The organism is Streptomyces sp. NPDC034099 (assembly GCF_055575415.1).
The window spans coordinates 1-15,681 of sequence record NZ_JBVISR010000026.1; the positions used below are offsets into that span (position 1 = coordinate 1).

Consider the following 15,681-nt stretch of genomic DNA (forward strand, 5'->3'; position numbering starts at 1 on the left):
CTGGGAACGACGCGACGACATCCACGAAGCCTTCCTCGGCCTCGCCGTCTGCCTGATCACCCACCGCCACGTCCGACGCCTTTGTTAGGACCTCTAAGTCGATGGCCGCCGGGGTGATCTGGTTGCCGCAGTCTGTTTCGCCCTGAGCACGACGGACTCTCGGCCGTGACGCTCGTTTGACGCTCCGGGCGCCCGCACCGCCGGGCGTTGAGCCGAGACACCGGCTCCTACCTGGGGCTTTCCGTGACTCGCTCGACCTGACATCTTTCCGATGACTTCGCACGTGGAGTGCGTGGCGATTCTGGAGCCTAGCGCAAAGGGGCTCTGACCTGCGGCTTTCTTGGGCTTTCCGGCTGTGGTCGGTGGTGCTCAACCTGTTTTTCGAGGTTCACCGCGTGGAGCCTGTTGTAGGTAGCCACCACCTGGCTCACCTGCGGTTTCGCAGCGGGAGCGTGAGTCCGGAACGCTCTGCTCAACTCCGTCAGGGACGGGTTCAAGAAATGTCTTGACGCTCGTTCGACGCTGTTCCTGACGGAGTGTGAGGTGGTCGTGCTAGGACCGGATGGCGCGGGCCAATCGACTTTTCGGGCTCAGCCCGTCGAGTAGCGCGTTAGGTCTGTTCTATGGACTTGAGCTATGCGGCGACAGGTCCCGGATGGACGTGTGCTGATTGAGCTGGCCTCGTTACCCTGTGTCGCAGGAAGTGCCGAGGTACGTGGGGGCGGAGATGAGCACGGGGGATGCGGTGCGTCGAACGGCTGCGGTGGAGCGGGGAATTGCGTCCGCCGATGCGCTCTTCTCCATGGAGGACATCCCAGAAGGAGCCGTCGTACCGGAGCCGGAGGGTGAGGTGGCGACTGAGGCGGCGGTCGAGCGACTCGGCAGCCGGTTCGCGCGACTGGACGGTCAAGTACGGCACGCGTTGAGACGTACCCGAGATCACGCGGGGAATCTGTCGAGCGACCGTCTCCAGGGACTCTCGGAGATCGTGCAGAACGCCGAGGACCTCGGCGCCACGGACGTACGCATTCTGATTTCCGGCCCTTCCCGGGACTACTACCTCGAAAATGCCCCGAAGGACTGCTCCGTGTCCAGGCACTGCTCGCCCTTGCACGCCGCCGGGCCGACGTCCTATGGGCCATGCTTCATGACAAGTGGCGCTTCACCTTGACCCCACCCACCGCCCAATCGACTTGACATCATCATTGAGACTCGCTCGACCAAGGCATGCGGCAGATCGATTACGGCAGGGTATGGAACCAACGAGGCTCCCGGGTTGATGAGTTGGAACGGCGAACGCCTGTCTCAACGGAACAGGATCCTTGTGCGTTGCGGGACGCCGACTGGTCACCCGATCCGTGGCCACTCTGAAATAGATCACTGTCCTCGACTTCCTTCCCGGAGCTGAGCGCCGCAGTGCCTTCAGTCCTCATCTGGGACTGTTACAGCACCGTCGCGGTCTCGCATGTTCGGGAAATGGGGGTTTTCGCGCATCAATTCTTCGGTGAGGCGGTCCGCCTCAGCATGCTCACCGGCCGCGCGTAGCATGCGCACGAAGTCCTGCGTGCAGGCCGCATGATTCCACTGGTAGTTTCCCCGCGCGAAGATGGCGTTGGCAGCCTCGAACTCGGTCCGCGCCGCTGCGAAATGCCCCAGCTCACGGTGTGCGATACCGAGCAGATAGCGTGCTGCTGCCTCGGAGTGCGCGTCACCGGCCGCCTTGGTGGTCCTTGCCGCTTGTTCCAGGAGAACAAGCGCGTCCTGAGGGCATCCCGTCCGGATATGCAGCCAGCCGACGAATCTCAAGGTGTGGGCGTGCCAGAGGTCGTGGCCTTGCTCCTCGAATATCTGTAGGGCGGTCTCCTGATCAGCATAAGCACGAACGTAATCACTCAGTCCAGCGAACACACGACTGCGGGCATTGTGTACTCGTCCAACCCACATCGGATCACCAAGCTGTTCGAAGATCCGTAGTGCCTTATCGAAGCCACGTAGGGCTTCGTTCCGCCGGCCGAGTGCTCTTTGTACATTTCCCAGCGAGTAGTACGTACGAGCCTGCCAGCTGCGGTCACCCAGCTGTCGGAAGTCACCAAGAGCGTCACCCAACAGCTGGGCCGCTTCCGTGAGCCTTCGCTGATATCCGAGTGTCTCACCTAGGGTGCGACGCAGCCGGGCCCTCGCTCGTACGTCCTGGAACTCCTCGATGATGGCGAGGGCCTCCCGCTGGCACTGCTCGCCGTCCGAGGGGTTGCCGATCCAACGGCGCAGCTCGCCGAGCATCTCCAATGCCTGCGCCAGATGCCAGCGGTCATCCAATCGGCGCAGTTGCTCCACGGCGGCCGTCATCCGTCGCTCGGCGGCCACGAACCCTTCCTCCTCCCGCACGATCCACGCCCGCAGCACCTCAGCTCGGGCTGCCGCGTATGGATTCGACTCCGGAGCGGTGTCCAGATGAGCGAGGGCGGCGGCATTATCGCGACGGCCAGACAGCAGCGTGGCGAGGGCTCGACGGCAGGCGTCTGCCGAGCGCGGGTGCGGCGCAGGGGTGGTCCCGGGCGGGGGACGAGACACTGCCCCTGCGGATGGCTCGTGACCAGCAGCAGTCGTCTCGAACAGATCCGTGACACGCTCGGCGACGCTTGGGATGTCGTCAACGAAGCAGGCCAACGCCTCAGCCAGTCGGGGAGCTGCTTCGGCCGCACCCACCTCGTGCGCCTTACCGCACGCCCAGAGGATCCTGTCGGCCTCGGCCGCGATCCACTCAGGTCCGAGTAACCCGTCGAGCTCGCGCAGCGGGCTCACCGACTCGTCCGTGGCGATCTCCGGTGCCCGGAAAGCCGCGAGGCGTAGCGACGTTCGTGCGTACCCCTCGATGGCTGCGCGCAGCCTCGTGTGACGTTGTTCCGGCGGTATGACGCCGTGCTGCTCGGCAGCGAAAACGCGAATTAGATCGTGGAGCCGATAACTCGGAGTTGGGTCACCTGCCGTTCCAGCAGCGTCCACCATGCAGGTCTCAACGAGTTCGTCGATCTCGTGGTGAGGGTTGGCCTCGTGGAAGAGTTGGAAGTGCCATGGGGTGAGGCGGCCGGCGGGCAGTGTCGCGATGGCACCGAGCAGCCGCTGCCCTGCAGGGCTGAGATCTTCGTAGGTGAGGAGGAGGCACGCTTGCAGGCTCTCGTTGTCGTCGCGCAGTTCCCTGATGCGGTGGCGCTCGTCCTCGAGCCGGGTCCGCATCATTGCAAGAGTCAAGTCCGGCCGGGCGGCCAGCTTCGCGCCGACGATCTTGAGAGCAATCGGGAGGTGGCCGCAGAACTGAATAATGTCGACTGCAGTCGCGGGATCCTCCCGTACTCGTTCCTCACCTGCCCAGCAAGACAGAACCGCGAGGGCATCGCTCGACTCCGGCAAGGCCACCCGCACCATCCGCCGGTGCCCGATGTTCCCGACCGAAAGGGCCCGGCGGCTAGTGATCAGGACAGCACAGCCAGGGCCAGCAGGGATCAGCGGCCTGATCTGCTCGGTGGAGTGCGCGTTGTCCAGGAACACGAGGATCCGAAGGGATTCGGCAAGGCTGCGGAACAGCGCTGCCCGGTCTCCGACAGTTCGCGGCACCTCGGTCGGTGCGATCCCAAGGCTGCGTAGAAAATGCTCCAGCGCATCCCCCGCGCTGACCGGCATGCTGCCGTCGCCCCGCAGGTTGATATACAGACGCCCGTCGGGAAAAGACCGTTTGACCTGGTGAGCCGAGTACAGCGCCAGAGTGGTCTTGCCAGCGCCGGCCGCGCCGTATACGACAACCACGCTTGCTCTGCTCTGCGACTCGACGCCGGAGCGCGGGAATCTGTCGGCAGGAGACACGTCTGAGAGGGCGGCGCAGAGGGCCTGAGCAAGCGTGGTGCGTCCAGCGAAGACTGGCTCTCGCTCCAACTGATCGACATATCGCTGCCCTTCGGCCCTGTCAATCGTTTCAACGGCACTGCTTCGCTCTGCGTAGAAGGTAAGACCGGCGGCGGTCATCATGGACGCGGTCCAGCCTCCGACCGCCCACCACTTCGAGAGGCCGATGTCGAAGACCAGCCCTCCCGTCATCCCCGCTGACGCCGCCACCGAGACCGCGATCGGCACAAGTAGGCGCTGACGTCTAATGACCCGTAACGCTGCCAACCATCCTCCTGTTCGCACAGCGAACGTCCATGATGGCATAGCGTCACCGGGTCGGAACAGAGCGCCAATCGGCTGGCGTGGCCGCTCGCCCTTACTCTCACGCAGGGCGTTCAAGGTGTCTGCAGTCCCCGGTGGGACGCAGGGTCGTTGAGAAGTGCTGAGGTGGGCGGTTCGCTTGGTGAGCCCCGGATGTGACGGCTCGTCGACTTGTGTCGGGCAGGCCCTTGGACGCAGAACGGGCATGGTCGCCGGTGATCATGTGGGTGTCGCTGCCTACGTAGTCATCTGGCCGCAGTGCCTGACCCGCGGTCCCGCCGCGTCATCCGTCACCCGTGGACAGCCCCGTCATGGCCGAACTCGCGGCGAACGCCGCGCCCCACGGCCGCGTCCCGGGCAGTGCTCAACCTCTCCCTTCCCACGACGAGAGTCTGGGCGTCGTCCGAATCGAGTTGACCGACATTCACCACACCCGGCTGGCGCGACCGACTCCCGATCCGGACGAGGGCGGATGCCACAGGCTGCTCCTTGTCGATGCGCTCGCCGCTGACTGGGGCGTACACGACAGCTCCGGCCCGGCAAGACGGTGTGGGCGGAGTGCACGACGGCTCCCCGTTTCATCGGCCCCGTCGGGGGCCGGCAGCTATGGCGTTCGATTGACCGGACGGTCGGCCCCGAAGCCACGCCCAGGGCATTACGGACCTGGGTGTGGCGGTATTACGGTTGCTCTCCGAGCGGTGCCCTGACTGCTTTCGAGGGGGAACGGTCGTCGCACAGGGCATCGGGGGTGAGGGGAGCCGCCGTGCAGGCGCTGTATGCCGTCAGTTTCGACATCCGGTCCGCCCAGGAGCAGCCGGGCCACGTCTACGAGAGCCTTCGCGGCCATCTCGCCGACTGGCTCGGCCACCACGGACGTGTACCTGCACCGTCGGCGACCGAACTCGACAGGGATGGCCGGGCGGTGCTCGCCGGCAAGATTCCCGGCCATGGTGACCGCACAGTGAGCTGGACCGTGGCGGGCGACGAACTCACCCGCGCCCTGCGCATGACCATCCACCAGCCGCTGTCTACGGGACCGGCCCAGTTTGTCACCCGGGTCACGGTCTCCCAGTCGGGGGAAGGCGGCGGGCTCAGGATCGTCATGGGGAGGGAGATCCCCGACGGCTGGATAGCGCCAGTGCAGGATCCGCCGCTCAAGCGCCCCAACCTGTTGCGGGCGGTGCTCGGCGACGAGCAACTTGAAGTGCGGGTGCTGAGCCAGCTCGCCACGGGGCGATACGAGAGGATCCGGGAGGAGGGTCACGCTGACGTACTCCTCGACGTCCTGGCGCTGCGCACGCGCCTCCCCATTCTCCTGATGCACCCCAGGGATCAGGCGGGATGGAGCGCGGCGGCCGATGCGTCGGGACAACTCGCGGGCTTGGCCCAGGTGGTGACCCTGAACTATGTGACCGCACAGGCCGTCCGCCGGGCCCACGAGCAGGTTGCCGTACCCAGCGGTGGCGCCCGGCTGGTCTGGCCCGACCTTGGCCTGGAGCACCCCGCCTACTCACGGGAGGAGGTGTCTCGGACGTCCTTCGTGGAACGGCGGTTGATGCCGTCGCTCGCCCATCTCTCTGTCATCGCCCGCGGCAGTGACACGGCGTGGGAGCGTGCGCGACAGGCGTCGTACCGCGCGGGAGCCCGCAGGGCGGCGGAGCAGTTGTCGCGCGCCCAGGCCGCCGGAGACACGACCGCCGAGCTCGAAGCGCTGCAGAAACGTGTCCGGCAGCTCGAAGAAGACGCCACATCCTGGGAGGGCCTGGCACAGAGCTGCATGGAGGAACGCGACAAGGCGCGAGACGATGCCGCCACCGCTGAGGCCCTGCGTCAGGACCGGGACTACTGGAAGAACGAGTACCTAAACCTGTCGAAGGGCGGGAGGGGGCAGGCGGCCACATTCGACGCCTGGAGCGAGATCCCTCCTCTGGGAACGGACGCCGTACCCACTTTCGAAGCTCTCGTTAAGGCATCGGAGGAGCACATCGTGTTCACGGCGAGAGCGGCGCGCGCCTGGAAGGACTCCCGCTACCCGTACCCCCAGGAGATGACCGACCGGCTGACCGCCCTTGCGCAGGCTGCGACGGACCTGTACTCCAATTCCGGCAGGATGCCAAGGCTGGCCCAGTGGTTTTACGACAACCACGGACTGAAATTCGCGCCCAACGACGAGAAACTCAGCAAGGACAAGGACAAGCGCTACTTCATGTTCAACGGAAAACGTTGGGACGGACTGCCACACATCAAGGTCCGGGACGCCGTCTCGCCCAATGAGGTCGGACGCATCTATTTCGCCCTCGACTCCGAGGAGAAGCGGTTCATCGTGAACCATGTGGGACTGCACCTGTAGCTGGCCCGGGCGGGCACCTGGCATCCGTGGGCACTCATGGTGACCACCCTGGCACTGTACGGTACGGCGGATTTCAGCGCGCAAGCCCTGCAGTCTCACCGCGAGCCCTCATTTGGACGTGATCAGTCGATGTCCGGATCATCGGCCTCTTCCAGGAGACGGGCCGCGAGGTCGTCGGCCCACTCCACGGCCCAAGCGCGGAGAGCGGTGATGGTGGCGTCATCGAGGCCATAGGCGGCGAAGGCTTCGTCGTCCGTCCACTCGGCGCCCGTGAGGTTCGACTGCAGATCCTCGCGCTCGAAGCGGCCGCGGGCGTGGCGGCGGCCGAACTCCTCGAGCTCGGCACTGGTCCAGCGGCGGGAGGCTGCGAACACGTCGATCAGGTCGCGGGGCGCTCCGCGGTCGGCGAGGGCGCGGACCTTGGTCCCGATCACATCCTCCTCCGCGAGGACGGGCCCGTACGCGCTCTGGGCGACCGGCCGCCAGAAGATCTCCTTGAGGATGTCGACTTCACATTCCTGCCCGGTGGCCGGATCGGCCACGGTGAAGCGGGCGGACAGCGGGGCGGTCTCCAGCGCGTGCACCTTCCAGCCGCGGGCTTCCAGGCCGGTGCGGAGCGTGGCGGCGATGTCGGCCATGGGCGCCGGGTTCTCGGTGGCGACATCGAGGTCCTGGCTGGGGCGGTTCACGAGGCGGTGCGCACGCACGGCATATCCTCCGGTGAGGACGAGGGGATATGGGGAACCGAGCGCGATCACATCCGCCAGGAGCCGCGCGTGCAGCTCCGGCATGTCCGTCACGCGGCCGCCCGGGTGCGCGCGGCGAGCTCGGGGAAGGCGTCCTCCCATACGGCGCGCACGGTGCGGCCAACGAGGGTGCGCAGCACTGGCCACAGCTGGAGGAGCAGGTCGTGGTTGAGGTAGCGGGGCAGGTCGTCGTGCAGGCCCTCATGCAGGACGGTGCGGTACAGGCCCATACGCTGACGCGGCTTGCCCAGGTCGTATGAGGTCATCCCGGACCAGGCCAGGTGCAGCGGCAGATCCACGACACCGTGGGTCGGCCCGTGCAGCTGGTCCAGCGACTCCGGCAGACGGCGACGGAACTTCTCCCGGTACAGCGCGAGGTCCTCGGCGTCCGCTCCCGAAACGTCCCTTGGGGTGGGTGCGGGGTGCTGTGGGCTGGAGGGCATGACTCCATTATGGCGGCCGGAGACGTTGCGAGTGTCACGATAAGCGAGTCGGCGCCCGGAGCGAGTGGGGACGGATCTCCTGGTGAGCTGGTTTCTGCAGTCTGCTATTCCGTGAGCGGTGCTGACTCCTGGCAGTCCGCCGGGCGCTGGTCCCGTCTTCGGGGCGCCGCGCGGTCGTCCCGCAGGAAGCGACAAGATCCGCAGAGCTCTCGATCAAGGTGGACGCGCCTGCCGTACCGAGGGTGGCTGCGTCCGGCCAGTCGTGACGCTCATTTGACGCTCTGGGCACCCTCACGCTGCTCAGCGAGCCGAGAAAGCTGCCCTGACCTGGTCTTTTTCATGACTCGCTTAGGCTGACACCTTTTCGATGACGCATCATGTGGAGTGCGTGGCGATCCTGGAGCCTGCGGGCAAGGCGTCCTGACCTTTACTTTTGTTGTCCGGGTGGGTTGCTCGGCCTGTTCCCCTCTGTGCAGCGGTTCGAGCGAGGGATTGCGCAGTGCACTTTGCTGACCTGCGGTTTCGTGAGCGAGGTGCCTGCATGGGCGACCCACGTAGAGGGGCGTTCGGAGAATCTTGACACTCGGACGACGCTCGATGCGGAAGCCACTGCTGCTCTTCCGCCCCCAGCTGCGAGCCGCCATCTCCTCCGGCTGCGCGTTGCCAGGGAATGCAACTCGACCGCGCCGCTGTGATACCGGTCAGGTATCTTCTGTGTATGGCGATGACACTCCGACTCCCCGACGACCTTGACGCGAAGCTCACCGAGCGGGCCCGTCGGGAGGGCCGCAGCAAGCAGGAGCTTGCCATTGAGGCCATCCGTGACGCTCAGGACCGGGCCGAGCTGAAGGTCGATGACGTCTTGGCCGAGCTGATGGACAGCGATGCGGAGATCCTGGACTACCTGAAGTGACCGGCGTGCGCTACCTCCAGATCGACGAGATCCTGGCCATCGCCCGCACGGTCAACGGTACCGAGCACAGTGTGCGTGACATGGGCCTTCTGGTGTCGGCGATCGAGCGGCCCCGGACCAACGTGTTCGGGGCCGAGTTGTATCCCACGCTGCACGAGAAGGCTGCGGCGCTGCTGCACTCCGTCGCCCGCCATCACGCGTTGATCGACGGCAACAAGCGCACCGCCTGGCTCGCCATGCGCGTCTTCCTGCGGTTCAACGGCGTCAGCGCCAGTACCGCCCCGCCGCCCGTCTCGGTGGCCGGCCCGTTCGTCGAGGATGCCGCGCAGGACAGCATCGACGTACCGGCCATCGCCAAGCGCCTGGCAGTCTGGTTCCCCTTCTCCTGACGTTTGACGCCGTGCGGTGGGGAGAGTCTGGAAAGCGGTGCTGGCTCCGTGCTTTCCGCCTTCCTGAGATCTGTTCATTCAGCGGATCGGTGCGTTTGCCGTCGCGAGACCGAGTACTGGTTCCGGTCGGTGGGAAGTGGCGTCGAAAGTGGGATGACTGACCCGCACCGCGAACCAGACACCTCGGCTGGCTTTCGACCTAAGGGCCTGCCGATCATCAAGGTGTTGCTCTCCGATTTGAGGTGCGTCGGTGTCGTATGCGCATTCTTTGAATTCGCGGTGTTATTCCCGGATCAGTACGAAGGGCAGCTGCTGACGGCCTCGGAGGCGCGAGGGCTGGGGTATCGCGGTATTCGGGCCGTGACCTGGGGCCGGCCGGGTGAGGGGGGCAGCAGTTGGCAAAGGCTGTCCGACCTGAAGACGGGTCGATTCCCTGGTGGGGAGGGTGGCCGGGCGGTGTACGCAAACGCTTCGTGGACCTCCACCCCGGATTGCGGACCGCCCTGCTGAGTCTGGTCGAGCCGGACGGACATGTGATCTGGTGTCGACGTTGTGGTGGACGGCGAAGCTGACCCGCACGCTGGCGGCCGAGATGCCCCATCAGGGGCGCCGGACAGGTGCCGATATCGTCGGGCCTGCTGTGGCAGGAGGCTTCCGGCGGCAGGCCAATGGCGAAGCGCTCTGAGTTCGGTGGAGGCACGCCTTCTGACGTGCCTGGCAGACAGCATGTGAGAGGTGCCAGGCTCGTACGCTTGATCGTCGATCTCGGTGTATGCGTCGAGTGTTTCCTCGGGCAACGGGATCTTCTCTCGGCCGGAGCGACCTGCGGTGTGTCCCGCCTCCATGCCTGCATTGATGTAGATCAGGCGTACGAAGGCGGGGCGGGGGCCGCCTGCGCCACTGCCACGCCGAGGGCACCTTCTTGCGCGCACGGCGGTGTGCCACCAGCCTGGGATTCCGGGCATCCCGTCGGCCATCCGGCGATCGTCGGGTCGACCCCCGCCGAGTGGCTGGAACAACCGGCCTGCACGCTCCCGGAGGGCGCGCGCTGATGCGCGGCTGAGCGAACGGGGCCGATGACACGGCCAAGTCGTGCCGGGCCCGTACTTCATGACCAGGGTGCCAAGCACTCCACACGTTTCTGTTCCACATGTTTCGCGATGACGTCGCACGTGGAGTAGGTGGAGATCTTTGAGTCTACGACGGAGGGGCTTTGACCTTAGGTTTTCGTAGGTTTCTCAGGCGGGGCCGGGCGCGCTCGACCTGTTTGCCGAAGTGCAGCGGTTCGAGCGGGGGATTGCTCGTTGCAGCTTGCTGAACTGCGGTTTCGTGAGCGAGGTGCCTGGCCTGCTGCCCGCACGCAACCCAACAAGAGGTGGGCGGCCCTGCCGGAGTGTCTCCGGAACCTGGCTTCCGCCGACACGGTGTTCACAGGCGGCAGCTGATCTCCAGGCCGTCCTCCACCGGGAACTTCACGCTCTCATAGCCGTTCGCAGGGTCCCGGATGTGGTCCAAGTAGGGGGCGACACTGGAGAACTCGACGTCATCGGCGATCACGAGAGTGCCTGGGGCCATGAGCGGTTCCAATAGCCGCAGGACGGGGAGGTAGAGGTCCTTCCAGCCGTCCAGGAACAGGAAGTCCACGGGTCGGTCGAGTTCGGCGAGGGTCTGCAGGGCGTTGCCCTCCCACACTGTGATCAGGTCGTCCAGGCCAGTCTCGGTGAACGTGGTACGGGCGGCGCTCACCTTGGTACGGCTCATCTCCGTGGTGATCACCTCCCCGTGCCCGTTGTCACGGACGGCGGCCCCCAGGTGAAGTGTCGAGATTCCGTAGGAGGTTCCGAACTCGAGGACGGTAGCGGGCCTGATGCTGCGCACGAGGTTGTAGAGGAGCTTTCCGCCGTCGGCGGAGATGGGCATGTAGATGTCACTCGCCGCGTCGGCGAGCTCCTGCGACTCCAGGGACTGCCATCCGGAGGACGGCAACTTTGTGCTGCGCGCTGCGGTGATCTCGTCGTCGGCGGCGGCCTCGAACATCCGGGCCAGAGCGGAGGCGACGCGAGGGTCGGCGAGGGTGTGTGCGGGCACGGTCACGGTGCTGGCTCCTTCGAGAGGGGAGTGGTCGTCCAGGGGGCAGAAGGCTGGGGAGCCATCTGCCCCGGTGGTGGATCAGGCGCTGTAGGCTCCGGCGTCGATGTCCTCGATCAGCGTGGGCCCGGTGGGCTCCCATGCCGGCAGCTGCCTGGTCACGTTGCTGGTCGCGGTCATCGTCTTGGCGAAAAAGGTGCCGAAGCTGAAGTGGGCGGGGGCGTCCGGTGCGGCGATCGAGACGACGCGCAGGCCGAGGCTACGGCCGACGGCCTCGGCGATCGCCTTGGTGGCGACGGCACCTCGGCGACGCACCGCTGGTTTGGACTACGCGCTCCGGAGGGGGCGCCGTGTCGCGGTGACCACGACCGCGCCGACCAGGAACACGATGAGGGCGGCAGCACGCAGGGCAGTTGTGGCACCGTCGGTGAACGCCTGGGTGATGGCCTGGTGGTCCGTGGGCGCGAGAGCGAGTGCTTCTTGGACGGTGTGCGGGGCGGGCCGGTGCGCGCTGAGCGCCTGGGGCAGGTGGCGGGTGAAGCCCGCGGTCAAAACGGTGCCCACGACCGCCACCCCCAGGGCGCTGCCCAGCTCGCGGGTGGCCGACTGCAGGCCACCAGCGATTCCCGCTCGTTCCACCGGCACCGCGGAAGCGATCTGCGCGGTCAGGCAGGGAGCGGCCAGCATGATGCCGAGTCCGATCACCACCAGGCCGGCCGCATACACCGGGTAGGGGCGGTCCGCTGCGAAGGCCAGTACGAGCAGGCCGGCGCTGGTGAGGGAAAACGCGGCTGACAAGGTGAGGGGCGCTCCCGCCCGGCGTATCAGCGCGGGCACGTAACGCGTGCCGACCAGCAGCGGAACCGTCATCGGGATGATGCCCAGGCCCGTCTGTAGAACAGAGAACCCGCGTCCGTACTGCAGCAGCGAGGCATTGACGTAGAAGAGCCCGAAGTTGCCGAAGAACGTGAGCGCCATACCCACACCGGCCGCGCTCAAAGTGCGGCTGCGGAACAACCGGGGGTCCAGCATGGGGTGATCCACCCGCAGCTCGACGAGCACCCAGCACACGCCCAGCACAACACTGCAGGCGAAGGCCGACAGCACTACAGCACTCGCCCACCCCTGCTCGGGCCCCTGGATGATCCCCATGAGCAGAGCGACCACAGCCGCCACGAACAGCAGCGTGCCCGGGACATCGAGACTGCGCTCATGGCGTGCGCTGCGCTGCACGGTGCGCCGCGCCCACAACAGGCAGCCGACCGCGATCACCGCGACAGCTGTGAACAGCAGGCGCCAGGAGCCCGCGGTCAGCACCGCTCCGCCTCCGAGGTTTCCCACGACGCCGCCGATGCCGGATGCCGCGGCCCAGATGGCCAGGGCATGCGCCCGTCGTTCGGGGGCGGTCGCATGGAGGAGAATGCCGACGCAGTTGGGCAGGACACAGGCTGCACCCAGCCCGGTGACGGCGCGCCCGGCCAGCATGACGGCCACGTTGGGGGCAACGGCCGAGGCCACGGCCCCGGCGGCAAATATGGCGAGCCCGGCCAGCAGCGTGCCCTTGCGGCCCAGCTTGTCACCGACCGCACCGGCAGGAATCACCAGGCAGGCAAAGATCACCACGTAGGCGTCAACAATCCACAACAGGTCCGAGGAGGACGGCTGCAGGGAACTCGCGGCGAGTTTGGGAACGGCGAGGTTGACGGCCGCGACGAAGCCGACCACCAGAGCCGTGCACACGCTCATGGCGGGCAGCACGGAACCAGATCGTGTGTCGGTCGGCGCCGGGCTCTGCACTACGGAAGTCATTGGTCTCGTTTCCTTCTGGGAGGGGTACAGAGCACGGCCACGCGGACGCATGTCTCCCCGGGCTTCGGGCGGCCCCCTTTGCGAGTCACCGTGCACCGTTAACGTATCACCTTACGGAGCACCGTGTCTCGTTTATAGTGGGGGGATGACGCATGAGAGCAGCCGGGGCAGGCCCCGCAGTGAAAGCGCACGGGTCGCCGTACTGCATGCGGTCGACGATCTGCTGGTGGAAGTCGGCTACGCCGCCATGACCATGAAGGGCATCGCGGAGCGCGCTGGAGTGGGGCGCCAGACCGTGTATCGCTGGTGGTCGAACAAGGCGGAGGTCTTGTACGAGGCGAGTGCCCTTGACGCCAAGAAGGAACTGGCGGTACCCCTCACAGGACACCCCCAGGAGGACCTCACGGCTTTTCTCGATGCCTTGGTCGCATTCCTTGCGCACTCGCACGCGGGGGCCGCTTACCGTGCGCTACTGGGAGAAGCGCAGCACGACCCCGACGTGGCGGCTCTCCTCAAAGCCGGTGACATCGTGGGAGAAAGCGCAACCGCCGTGGTAGCTCCTCTGATTGCGGCAAGTGATGGCGATCTGAAGCCGGATCAGGCAGCTGCCGCACTGATCGGCCCTGCCTTCTTCCACATCCTGTCCGGGCGTCCAGCGGGGGACCTCGACACGGCACGGCTGGTGCAGCAGTTCCTGCGGATCTTGGACGCCGGCTGAGAGGTGCGGCGCGAGGCCACAAACAGGCGGCTTCTGGGCCGGAGTTGCCTAGGGCGTGCGGGATGGACGCACCGCTGCACCGGGTTGACGGCCGCATCTGGTGCCTGCACTCCAGGTCGCTGCCGCCCGCGGCGGGAGGAACCCTTCGGCAGGCCCTGCCGTGCCGTCACCCACCCCCGTACGGCGGGCGTGGGCGCCGGTGATGCGCCGGGTGATGGCGCCATGTCGCCGGTGCGCGGAATCTCGGCGGGCACAGGTAGCCAACCCGCGCGCCGGTCGGCGGTTGAGCAGGCGGCGTGGACGGGTCCGCCCAGGAGCGAGCCGTGGGCTTGGCTGTCCGAAGTGCTTTGTATGCCTCTGGCGCCGACGCCCGGTGGCATGGGCCCCGTGTCTGTGACGCGTCGCGAGCGTTAGGCCATTCGGTCACGGCCGGTCCAGCATTACGAGGGGGAAGACACTGGCGTGGAGATCAGGGATGTGCATCATGCCTACCGTCGGCGTGTGGTCTTGCGGGGCGTTGACCTGCGGCTTCGGGCCGGAACTCTGTGCGGGATCGTCGGGGAGAACGGTGCCGGCAAGTCCACGCTGCTGAAGATTCTGTCCGGCGAACTGCGGCCCACGCATGGAACGGTCCGTCATAACGGCCGGTTCGGCTACTGCCCACAGCACGTGGTCCTCAATGACGCGCTGACCGTCCGGCAGCACCTGACGTTCTTCCAGACGGCCTACCGCCTCCCCGATGTGCGCTACGCCGAACAGATCATGGACGTGTTGGGCTTCACCGGATACGCCGATGAGCGGGCCGGGGTTCTCAGCGGCGGCACGCGGCAGAAGTTGAACGTGACGCTGGCGCTCATGCATGATCCGCAAGTCCTGTTGCTGGACGAGCCGTATCAGGGCTTCGACTGGGACACCTACCAGCGGTTCTGGGACCTGGCCGCGCGGCTGCGGGACGCGGGGCGCTCGGTCCTGGTCGTCTCCCACCTCGCGTACGACACCGAGCGCCTGGACGAGCTGTGGCGCCTGGACAGCGGAATGCTGCGAGCGGACAAGGCGGGGGCCGCCGCGTGAGGTTTCACCTAACCCGCTTCGCTGTCGCCACCCGGTTCACGCTGATCGAACACGGCCGCAACCGGTTCGCCATGATTCTGGTGATCCTGTTTGTCCCGGTGTGGACCTCCCTGGCCTACCTCGCGATGCCCGACACCCCGGCCTGGATGCGGCTTCGCGCCACCGGGGAAGCGTTGGCACCGCATGGCAATGAACTGACCGCGATCAGCGGAGCGCTCAACGCCATCACCCTGATCACCGGTTTCATGATGTTCGCCGCCACCTTCTCCGGCAGCGGCTTCGACCGCCGCCTGGCGATGGCCGGCTACCCCCGCGCCCACCTCGTCCTGGCGAAAGTCACCGCTCTGCTCTGGTCTCGGCGGCGGTGGCCGCTTACGCCACCGCGGTCATCTGCCTGACCTGGACCCCCCGCCAGCCTCTCCTGCTCGCCGCCTCCCTGTTCTGCGCCGGACTCACTTACGGCGCTCTGGGAGTCGTCTTAGGGTCCCTGCTGCGCCGGGAAGTCGAGGGGATATTCGCCATCGTGATGACCAGCATCATCGATCTCGCGCTGCAGAACCCCATCACGAGTTCCGGGGCTGACAACCCGGTCATGCGCTACCTGCCCTCGTATGGGGCCATGCAGGCCAGTACAGCGGCCGGATTCTCCACCAACCCGGTCCCCGGACATCTGGCCATGCAGCTCACCTGGTTCGGGCTGGCCGCCCACGTCGCCCTGCTGGGCTTCCGCCACAGCACCCGCAACTGCCTGCCGACCGCCTCCACTGCGCCGACCGGGCCGGGAAGCAGCAAGGTCGGCATTCCCGCACCGCGGCAAACTGCCAGCCCATCGGCCACAGCGTCCGACACGGAAGCACACTGAGGTTCCGGCTCCCGACATGCGCATCACCACGCACTCCACTACGGCAGACTCCAACGCCGCTCCGCCAGCACAGCGACGGCGACCCACCCGTC

The 15,681-nt window shown here is 66.5% G+C and carries 11 protein-coding genes and 2 pseudogenes; 7 read left to right on the forward strand and 6 right to left on the reverse strand.

Annotated features, from left to right (window positions below):
- Positions 1–1,039: 1,039 nt before the first annotated feature.
- Positions 1,040–1,197: pseudogene (locus ACZ56V_RS38175) on the forward strand (IS110 family transposase); the annotation flags it as partial.
- Between the two features lie 225 nt (positions 1,198–1,422).
- Here ACZ56V_RS38175 and ACZ56V_RS38180 read toward each other — a convergent pair.
- Positions 1,423–4,125 (reverse strand): tetratricopeptide repeat protein, encoded by a 2,703-nt coding sequence (locus ACZ56V_RS38180; RefSeq protein WP_468948320.1) that lies wholly within the window; start codon positions 4,123–4,125, stop codon positions 1,423–1,425.
- 838 nt (positions 4,126–4,963) lie between these two features.
- On the opposite strand from ACZ56V_RS38180, the gene ACZ56V_RS38185 reads away from it, so the two are divergent.
- On the forward strand, positions 4,964–6,550 hold the full coding sequence (locus ACZ56V_RS38185; RefSeq protein WP_468948322.1) for a hypothetical protein: 1,587 nt from the start codon (positions 4,964–4,966) through the stop codon (positions 6,548–6,550).
- Between the two features lie 122 nt (positions 6,551–6,672).
- Here the strand turns inward: ACZ56V_RS38185 and ACZ56V_RS38190 are convergent, their stop codons facing one another.
- Positions 6,673–7,341 carry a nucleotidyl transferase AbiEii/AbiGii toxin family protein gene (locus ACZ56V_RS38190; RefSeq protein ID WP_468948359.1) on the reverse strand — a complete coding sequence of 223 codons (669 nt, stop codon included), beginning with the start codon at positions 7,339–7,341 and terminating at the stop codon, positions 6,673–6,675.
- Positions 7,342–7,346: 5 nt separating this feature from the next.
- Entirely contained in the window at positions 7,347–7,739 is a 393-nt protein-coding gene (locus ACZ56V_RS38195) for a hypothetical protein (protein WP_468948324.1), read from the reverse strand.
- 718 nt (positions 7,740–8,457) lie between these two features.
- Here ACZ56V_RS38195 and ACZ56V_RS38200 point away from each other — a divergent pair.
- Positions 8,458–8,652, forward strand: coding sequence for a ribbon-helix-helix protein, CopG family (locus tag ACZ56V_RS38200; RefSeq protein ID WP_007445201.1), 195 nt, complete (start codon positions 8,458–8,460; stop codon positions 8,650–8,652).
- Complete coding sequence (locus ACZ56V_RS38205) at positions 8,649–9,041, forward strand: type II toxin-antitoxin system death-on-curing family toxin (RefSeq protein ID WP_468948327.1); 393 nt, start codon at positions 8,649–8,651, stop codon at positions 9,039–9,041. Before ACZ56V_RS38200 ends, ACZ56V_RS38205 begins: the two co-directional genes overlap by 4 nt.
- 1,428 nt (positions 9,042–10,469) lie before the next feature.
- Here the strand turns inward: ACZ56V_RS38205 and ACZ56V_RS38210 are convergent.
- From ACZ56V_RS38210 to ACZ56V_RS38220, 3 genes are all read right to left on the reverse strand, one after another.
- Positions 10,470–11,135: an O-methyltransferase gene (locus ACZ56V_RS38210; protein WP_468948329.1), complete on the reverse strand. Its 666-nt coding sequence runs from the start codon at positions 11,133–11,135 to the stop codon at positions 10,470–10,472.
- A gap of 75 nt (positions 11,136–11,210) precedes the next feature.
- Complete coding sequence (locus ACZ56V_RS38215; protein ID WP_468948331.1) at positions 11,211–11,444, reverse strand: hypothetical protein; 234 nt, start codon at positions 11,442–11,444, stop codon at positions 11,211–11,213.
- Between the two features lie 12 nt (positions 11,445–11,456).
- Entirely contained in the window at positions 11,457–12,887 is a 1,431-nt protein-coding gene (locus ACZ56V_RS38220; protein ID WP_468948333.1) for an MFS transporter, read from the reverse strand.
- Between the two features lie 196 nt (positions 12,888–13,083).
- Here ACZ56V_RS38220 and ACZ56V_RS38225 point away from each other — a divergent pair, with 196 nt between their 5' ends.
- From ACZ56V_RS38225 to ACZ56V_RS38235, 3 genes and pseudogenes are all read left to right on the forward strand, one after another.
- On the forward strand, positions 13,084–13,656 hold the full coding sequence (locus tag ACZ56V_RS38225; RefSeq protein ID WP_468948335.1) for a TetR/AcrR family transcriptional regulator: 573 nt from the start codon (positions 13,084–13,086) through the stop codon (positions 13,654–13,656).
- A gap of 462 nt (positions 13,657–14,118) precedes the next feature.
- The gene (locus ACZ56V_RS38230) at positions 14,119–14,727 is read left to right on the forward strand and encodes an ABC transporter ATP-binding protein (protein WP_468948337.1); all 609 of its coding nucleotides are present in this window, start codon (positions 14,119–14,121) and stop codon (positions 14,725–14,727) included.
- Positions 14,724–15,589, forward strand: a pseudogene (locus ACZ56V_RS38235) (ABC transporter permease). Before ACZ56V_RS38230 ends, ACZ56V_RS38235 begins: the two are co-directional and overlap by 4 nt.
- Positions 15,590–15,681 lie beyond the last annotated feature (92 nt).